This is a genomic window from Streptomyces sp. NPDC052687, from assembly GCF_040678395.1.
Taxonomy (GTDB): Bacteria; Actinomycetota; Actinomycetes; order Streptomycetales; family Streptomycetaceae; genus Streptomyces.
This window is the reverse complement of sequence record NZ_JBFATR010000013.1, coordinates 125,716-132,882: the sequence shown is the minus strand read 5'-3', so window position 1 is coordinate 132,882 and position 7,167 is coordinate 125,716. Positions and strand designations below refer to the sequence as shown.

The window sequence follows — 7,167 nt, the reverse complement described above, 5'->3', positions numbered from 1 at the left end:
CCCGGCGCCGTCCGGTCCGGCGGCCGGCGGCGCGGCCGGGTCCGTGTCGTCCCCGGCTCGGCCGTCCGGCGGCGGCAGGTGCGCCGTCGCCTCGGCCGGTGCGAGCCGGGTCCGGGATTCGTGTGCCGTCGTGGTGGTGGTGTCGGTCATGCCGCCCTCCGGGGTGTGCTGGGGAGCCGGCCGAGGATGCCGGCGAGGGAGCGGGCGGTGGTGGCCCAGCCGTCGAGGGCGGCGCGGCGGCCGCGTGCGGCGGCCTTGAGGCGGCGGCGCACGTCCGGCTCGCCGAACCAGCCGCGCAGCTCCGCGGCGAGCGCGGCCGGGTCCTCCGGCGGGACGAGGATGCCGGGCACCCCGCCGTCCGGGGCGCGGCCGACCGCCTCCGGGAGGCCGCCCACGTCCGTGGCGAGCACCGGGATGCCGCGCGCCAGGGCCTCCGTGACCGCCATGCCGTACGTCTCCGCGTACGACGTGAGGACCATCAGGTCGGCCGCGGCGTAACTGGCGTCGAGGACGGCCCCGGACTGCGGTCCCGCGAGGTGGATGCGGTGGGTGAGGCCGTGGCTGTCGATGACGGCCCGGAGCCGGGCGACGTACTCCGGGTCCTGGGTCAGCCCGCCCACGCACACACAGCTCCACGGCAGGTCGGGCACGGTGGCCAGGGCCTCCACGAGCCGGTGCTGGCCCTTGCGCGGGGTGACCGCGGCGACGCACAGCAGCCGGGACACGCCGTCGGTGCCGGGTGCCAGGGGCGCGATGTCGGCGCCGGGGGCGGCGGCGTGCACGCGGTCGGGGGCCAGCCCGTGGTGGGCGACGAGCCGGCGGACCGCCCAGTCGCTGGTGGCGATCACCGCGGGGACCGCGCGCAGGACCGCTCGCTCGCGGGCGTCCAGGTCCGCGGCCGTCTCGGGCGCGAGGCCCGTCTCGTCGCCGAGCGGGAGGTGGACGAGGACGGCGAGCCGCAGCCGCTCCGCCTCCGGGACGATCACCTCGGGAACACCGCAGGCGACGAGCCCGTCGAGCAGGACGACCGCACCGTCCGGCAACTGCGCCAGCACGGACGCGAGTTCGGCGCGCGCGGCGGCCTCCGGGCGGGGCCACGCGCCGGCCACCGGATGACGCTGCACCTGCCAGCCGAAGCCGGGCAGGTCCAGGCAGATCCGCCGGTCGTAGGCATTGCCGCCGCTGGGCGCGGAGGGGTCGTCGACGCCGCCCGGCAGGACGAAGTGCACGGTGCGCAGGGACATCCGGACGATCTCCGCGCCCGAAAGGGCGGGGGCCTGGACGGGGACGTAGCCGAGCGTGGGCTGTTCGGTCATGGCGTCCGTCACAGGGCACGCTCGTAACTCGCCCAGGCGACATGCGACTCGTGCAGGGTGACCGTGATGCCCGCGATGCCCCGGGCGCCCTCACCGAGCGCGCCCTTGTGCACCCGCTCGGCGAGCCGGTCGGCGATGACCTTCGCCAGGAACTCCGTGGAGGTGTTCACCCCGGCGAAGTCGGGCTCGTTGTCGAGGTTGCGGTAGTTCAACTCGCCGACCACCGCGCCGAGTTCCCGCGTGGCCAGGCCGATGTCGACGACGATGTTGTCGTCGTCCAGCTCGGGCCGCCGGAAGGTGGCGTCCACCAGGAACGTCGCTCCGTGCAGGCGCTGCGCGGGACCGAAGACCTCGCCGCGGAAGCTGTGGGCGATCATGATGTGATCGCGGACGGTGACACTGAACAAGGGAACGCCCCTTCAGGTGCGGTGCATCGATGCCGACTAGTACGGCTGATGACCTTCCCGTGTTCAGCGGCGGTCAGGCCGGGTAGCGCACCCGGTGGCACAGCGCCGGGATCCGGCCGTCCGCCAGCCGCGGCAGCACGTCCGGCAGCTCCTCGAAGGCGCACTCACCGGTGACGAGCGCGTCGAGCGCCGGGTCGGCGAGCAGGTCCAGGGCGAGGGCGAGCCGGTCGCCGTACGAGCGGCGGGCGCGGCGGGCCGGGGAGACGGTGCCGACCTGGCTGCTGCGCAGGGTGATCCGGCGGGCGTGGAAGTCCTCGCCGAGCGGCACGCTCACCCGCCGGTCGCCGTACCAGCTGAGTTCGAGCACCGTGCCCTCGGTGGCGACGAGTTCGAGGCAGCGGGCGAGGCCCTGGTCGGTGGCGCTGGCGTGGACGACGAGGTCGCAGTCGCCGAGCGCGTCGGCGGGGGCGGCGAACCCGACGCCGAGAGCCTCGGCGGTCCGCTCGCGGGCCGGGTCGGTGTCGACCAGCTGGACGCGCACCCCCGGGAAGCGGGCCAGCAGCGCGGCCACCGAGCAGCCGACCATGCCGCCGCCGACCACCGCGATCCGGTCGCCTACCAGCGGCGCGGCGTCCCACAGCGCGTTGACCGCGGTCTCCACGGTGCCGGCGAGCACGGCCCGTTCGGCGGGCACGTGGTCCGGGACGGGGGTGACGGCGGAGGCGGGGACGACGTAGCGGGTCTGGTGCGGGTGCAGGCAGAAGACGGTACGGCCGGTCAGCTCGGCCGGCCCTTCCTCGACGACGCCGACGGAGAGGTAGCCGTACTTCACCGGCCCCGGGAAGTCGCCCTCCTGGAACGGCGCCCGCATCGCCGCGTACTGGCTGCGCGGCACACCGCCGCGGAAGACCAGCGTCTCCGTGCCCCGGCTCACCCCCGACCACAGCGCGCGCACCACCACCTCCCCCTCGGCCGGGTCCGCGAGCGCGGCGTCGCGTATCTCTCCGCGGCCCGGAGCGGTGAGCCAGAACGCACGTGCGGTGCGCGTCATCGGCGGTCCTCCTGAACGGTCGGCCAGTGGTGCACGTACCGAGATGGCACAGGCCGCGCACGGTACGCGGCGTTGATCGACTCTGTCACACGGCCGGAGGATGTGCGGTGGCCCTGAACAACACATACGGTGCGAGGCCGGTCCAGCAGGAGGCCGCGGTGGGCGCGGCGATACAGATCCTGCTGGTGGCCCTGCTCGGCGCGGCGACCGGGCTGGGCCCGGCGGGCTGGCTGACCGGACTGGTCTTCGCCGTCGCCGGCTGGGCGGTCCTCGCCCGCGCCGTGCACCGCTCCGCACTCGCCTCCTTCGGCCCCGCGAACCGCGTCACCCTCGGCCGTGCCGTCCTCGTCGGCGCGGTCACGGCCCTGGTCGCCGACGCGTTCCGCGGCGCGCCGCCCGTCGCGCTGCTCGTCGGTCTGACGGCCGTGGCCCTCGTCCTCGACGGTGTGGACGGCAAGGTCGCGCGGCGGACCGGGACGTCGTCGGCGCTCGGGGCGCGCTTCGACATGGAGGTCGACGCGTTCCTCATCCTCGTGCTGAGTGTGTACGTGTCCCTGGAGCTGGGGGTGTGGGTGCTGCTGATCGGCGGCATGCGGTACGCGTTCGTCGCCGCGGCCCGTTTCTGCCCGTGGCTGAACGCTTCCCTGCCGCCGAGCACGGCCCGCAAGGCGGTCGCCGCGGCACAGGGCGTGCTCCTGCTGCTCGCCGCCTCGGGGCTGCTGCCCGGCGCGGCCGCCGCGGGGGTCGTGGCGGTGGCGCTGGCGCTGCTGGTGTGGTCGTTCGGGCGCGATGTGCGGTGGCTGTGGCGGAGGTCGCGGGCGACGGGGCCGACGCGGCCGACGGGAGCGACCGCGGTGACGGTGACGGGAGTGACGGGGGCGACGGCTTCGGCGCGGGTGCGGCCGGCCCTGCCGGTTCGACCGGTCCGGCCAACGGCGGCTGCGGCTGCGGCGGCTGCGATGGTGCGGGTCGCGCCGGTGGAGCCGATGGAACCGGTCGTGGCGGTGGCGGTGGTGGCGGTCTCAGACCACCTCGTCGTCGTCCACTCCGCCCCGTAGCCCCCACCAGTCCAGACCGGAGTAGATTCAGGCGGTGCGGCCGCGGGGAAAGCCGAGGCAGTCGGCCTCTCCCCGGTGGACGGCCACCAGGGTGTCCGTGCCGCGCCACCAGGTGTCGGCCAGCCCGCGGACCTCGCGCACGGGCTCGTACCCGTCGAGGTCGACGCGTTCCACGTCCTCGCCGACGACCCGGGTGATACGCCGGGCTTCCCGGGACGCGTGGTGGTGCAGGGCGACCGACTCCACCCAGCCCTCCACGCCGGAGTGCAGCGGCGTCCATCGCTCGCCGTCGATGCCGAACTCCCCGCCGGGGCCGACCATGAAGGAGTACGGCAGCGCCGTCCGCGGTGACCCGGCCTCGAACCACCAGTCGCCGGGCGCCCGTTCCTCGGGCGAGTGGGCGCTCAGGGGCAGGGGGCCGCCGTCGTACAGGGGGGCGGGCGGCAGCACCAGGCCGCCCCAGCACTCGTGGAACGCCGTCATCCGGTCGACCACGGCCGCCGGGACGCCCCGGTCGAGGTACCGCTGCCGCTTCTCCCGGCTCGACCCGGCGTCGACGTGGACCGCGTGCGCGCCGAGGAAGGACCGGGCTCGCCGGGTCAGGCGGTCGGGCACGTTGCGCTTCACCCGGCGGATGCTACGCGGCCCGGCGCGGCAGCAGCGCCACCGCCCCCGCCGGTACGGCCGCCAGCACCAGCCACGGCACGGCCGCGGGCAGCCCCGCGTCCAGCAGCGTCCCGGTGGCCGCGCTGCCGGCCAGCACGATCAGGCCGGAGACCGAGGAGAGCGCGCCGGTGTACAGGCCGAGCCGGCCGTCCTCGGCGAGGTCGGGGACCCAGGCGCGGGCGGCGGGCGCGACCAGCATCTGACCTACCGTCAGCAGGACCACGAACGCGGCGGCCGGCAGCAGTCCGGCCGTACCGGTCCACCCGGCCGGCCGGGCCGCCGCGACGACGGCGAACCCGGCGGCGATCAGCAGCAGTCCGGCGGCCATGGAGCGGCGTACGGCGAGCCGGTCCCCCACCCGGCGGGTGACGGGCAGCTGGGTGGTCACCACCAGCAGCGAGGACAGGGCGAACAGCCAGGCCAGCGGGGCCTGGGAGCCGGTCGCGCGCTCCACCTCGGCGGGCAGGGCGAGATAGAGCTGGTTGTAGGCGAGGAGGTAGGCGCCGTAGGCGCAGCACAGGGCGAGGAAGCGGCGGTTGCGCAGCAGTGGGCGCAGGCCGCCGCGCAGAGCGGTCCGCCGCCGTCCGGGGAGGTGCTGCGGGAGGAGCAGGGCGTGGCCCGCGAGGACGAGGACGAAGACGCCGGCTCCGGCGAGGCAGGCGGTGCGGAAGTCCACCGCCAGCAGCAGCGCGCCGAGCAGGGGTCCGGCGAACGCGCCGGCCTGTCCGGCGACGGTGAACAGCGCGAGCACCCGGGTGCGCGGTCCGCCGCCCGCCTCCTCCCACCGCACCGCCTGCCGGGCCACCTCGGACTCGACGGCGGGCGAGAACAGCGCGGCGGCGAAGCCGATGAGCAGGACGGCCCCGATGACCGCCCCGGTGGCCTCCGCGTACCCGAGCCAGGCGAACCCGGCGACGCGCAGCGCGCAGCCCGCGAGGACGACCGGCCGGACGCCGTACCGGTCGGCGAGCGCCCCGCCGACGACGAACAGCCCTTGCTGGCTGAAGGTCCGCAGCCCGAGCACCAAGCCGACCAGCCAGCCCGCCATGCCGATGGCCCGTCCGAGGTGGTCGGAGAGGAAGGGCAGGACGGCGAAGAAGCCGACGTTGAAGGCGAGTTGGGTGAGGATGAGCAGCCGCAGCAGCGGGGTGAGGCGGGTGCGGTGTCCGGGGGCGCGGCGCGGGCCGGGGAGGGAGACGGTCATCGCGTGGGCTCCGCTCGGCCGCCATGGCGACCGCGGGCCGCCGTGACGGCGAGCGCGCCGAGCAGGGCGAGGACGGCGGCGGGGGCGAGCACGGCCCAGGGGGCGCGTTCGGCGTACGGCTGGTTCTCGGCGAGCAGCAGGCCCCACTCGGGGGACGGCGGTTGGGCGCCCAGGCCGAGGAAGGTGAGGGAGGCGAGGGCGAGGGCGATGCCGGGGAGCCGCAGCAGGGCGTGCCGGACGACGGGCGGCAGCACGGCGGGCAGCAGTTCGTGGCGCAGCAGGTACCGGCGGCCGGCGCCCAGCGCGCGGGTGGCGGTGATGTGCGGGGTGGCGCGCTCCTGGCGCGGCAGGGCGGAGGTGTGCGCGGCGAGCGGCGCCCAGGCGACGGCGCCCACGGCGAGCGCGGGGGTGGCCGGTCCGCGGCCGGCGACGGCGGTGACGACCCGCACGGCGCGGTCGCCGTCGGCCTCGGCGGTGAGGTCCACGCCGGTGAGCGCGGCGGGCGCGGGCTCGGCGCGCGCGGCGTGGGTGAGCGCGTCGACGACCGCGTCCGGGGTGACCTTGGTCCCGTCCTGGAAGACGGCCTCGCGCAGGCTGAACGTCCACATCCTGGCACCCTCGCGCTGCCAGAACTCGGCGAGCGCGGGCACGGCCGAGCCGTTGGCGTCCAGCGCGGTCAGCCCCTCGGTGACGCCGAGCCGGCTGAGGAGGGCGGCGTCGGCGCCGTACGGGGACAGCCGCTCGGCGGGCGGGAACGCGAGCGCGACCCGCAGCCGCGAGCCGCCCTCCCTGCTTGCGGAGCCGCCACCACCCTCGGAGGCGAAGCAGCCGGCGGGCAGCGGCACGGCGAGCAGGCCGACGAGCGGACCGGCGGCCAGCCGCGAGAAGCGGCGGAATGGCGTGAACCCCATCGCCCTACCGCCCCATCGGTATCTCGAAGTGCACGATCCCCTGCCCGCCACCGGCGTCCTCGCGCTCGTCCCACACGACCTTGCCGAGCGACCGCCAGAAGTCCTCGGCCCCCGGCACCGACGGATCCGTGTGCAGATAGACGGCCCGGTACCCGCCGTCCGCCTCCGCGAAGGCCACCAACTCCGCGACCAGCCGCCGCGCGAGCCCGCGCCTGCGGTGCTCGGGCCGCACGTACACCCGCCGCACCTGCGCGGTCGTCCCCGAGGGAAACCGCTCGGCGACCTCCCGCGGGTTCGGCGGATGCGCGGGCCCCCGGGCGTCCAGCGCGGCCGTGGCGACGACGTCCCCGCTCCCCCGCTCGACCGCCACCAGCAGGGTGTGCCGCTCGGGGGCCAGGTAGGCGGCGGCCGGATCGATGATGTCACCGTGCCAGCGCGGCACGTATCCCGTGCCGAAGTCCCGGTAGACGGTGTCGAGCATCACCGCGCGTGCGGCGTCCAGGTCTGCTGGGGTGGCTGTCCTGAGGGTGTAGTCGGGGGGTTGCACTTGCACA

8 protein-coding genes are annotated in these 7,167 nt (G+C 76.1%); 1 reads left to right on the top strand and 7 read right to left on the bottom strand.

Annotated features, from left to right (window positions below; all coding sequences use genetic code 11):
• Positions 1–146: 146 nt before the first annotated feature.
• The 3 genes from AB0K92_RS14580 to AB0K92_RS14570 form a co-directional block, all read right to left on the bottom strand.
• On the bottom strand, positions 147–1,316 hold the full coding sequence (locus tag AB0K92_RS14580) for a glycosyltransferase family 4 protein (RefSeq protein ID WP_365922704.1): 1,170 nt from the start codon (positions 1,314–1,316) through the stop codon (positions 147–149).
• Between the two features lie 8 nt (positions 1,317–1,324).
• Positions 1,325–1,723 (bottom strand): 6-carboxytetrahydropterin synthase, encoded by a 399-nt coding sequence (locus AB0K92_RS14575; RefSeq protein ID WP_365765961.1) that lies wholly within the window; start codon positions 1,721–1,723, stop codon positions 1,325–1,327.
• Between the two features lie 73 nt (positions 1,724–1,796).
• The gene (locus AB0K92_RS14570) at positions 1,797–2,774 is read right to left on the bottom strand and encodes a zinc-binding alcohol dehydrogenase (RefSeq protein WP_365922702.1); all 978 of its coding nucleotides are present in this window, start codon (positions 2,772–2,774) and stop codon (positions 1,797–1,799) included.
• A 107-nt stretch (positions 2,775–2,881) separates the two neighbouring features.
• Here AB0K92_RS14570 and AB0K92_RS14565 point away from each other — a divergent pair, with 107 nt between their 5' ends.
• Complete coding sequence (locus tag AB0K92_RS14565) at positions 2,882–3,832, top strand: CDP-alcohol phosphatidyltransferase family protein (RefSeq protein ID WP_365922700.1); 951 nt, start codon at positions 2,882–2,884, stop codon at positions 3,830–3,832.
• Positions 3,833–3,859: 27 nt separating this feature from the next.
• On the opposite strand, the gene AB0K92_RS14560 is transcribed toward AB0K92_RS14565, so the two are convergent.
• From AB0K92_RS14560 to AB0K92_RS14545, 4 genes are read right to left on the bottom strand one after another with little or no spacing between them, the layout of a single operon-like run.
• The gene (locus AB0K92_RS14560) at positions 3,860–4,459 is read right to left on the bottom strand and encodes a hypothetical protein (RefSeq protein WP_365922698.1); all 600 of its coding nucleotides are present in this window, start codon (positions 4,457–4,459) and stop codon (positions 3,860–3,862) included.
• A 10-nt stretch (positions 4,460–4,469) separates the two neighbouring features.
• Complete coding sequence (locus AB0K92_RS14555) at positions 4,470–5,702, bottom strand: MFS transporter (RefSeq protein WP_365922696.1); 1,233 nt, start codon at positions 5,700–5,702, stop codon at positions 4,470–4,472.
• The gene (locus tag AB0K92_RS14550) at positions 5,699–6,613 is read right to left on the bottom strand and encodes an ABC transporter permease subunit (RefSeq protein WP_365922694.1); all 915 of its coding nucleotides are present in this window, start codon (positions 6,611–6,613) and stop codon (positions 5,699–5,701) included. The genes AB0K92_RS14555 and AB0K92_RS14550 overlap by 4 nt, the downstream gene beginning before the upstream one ends.
• A 4-nt stretch (positions 6,614–6,617) precedes the next feature.
• A complete protein-coding gene (locus AB0K92_RS14545; protein WP_365922692.1) occupies positions 6,618–7,160 on the bottom strand; it encodes a GNAT family N-acetyltransferase in 543 nt (180 codons plus the stop codon).
• Positions 7,161–7,167: the final 7 nt, after the last annotated feature.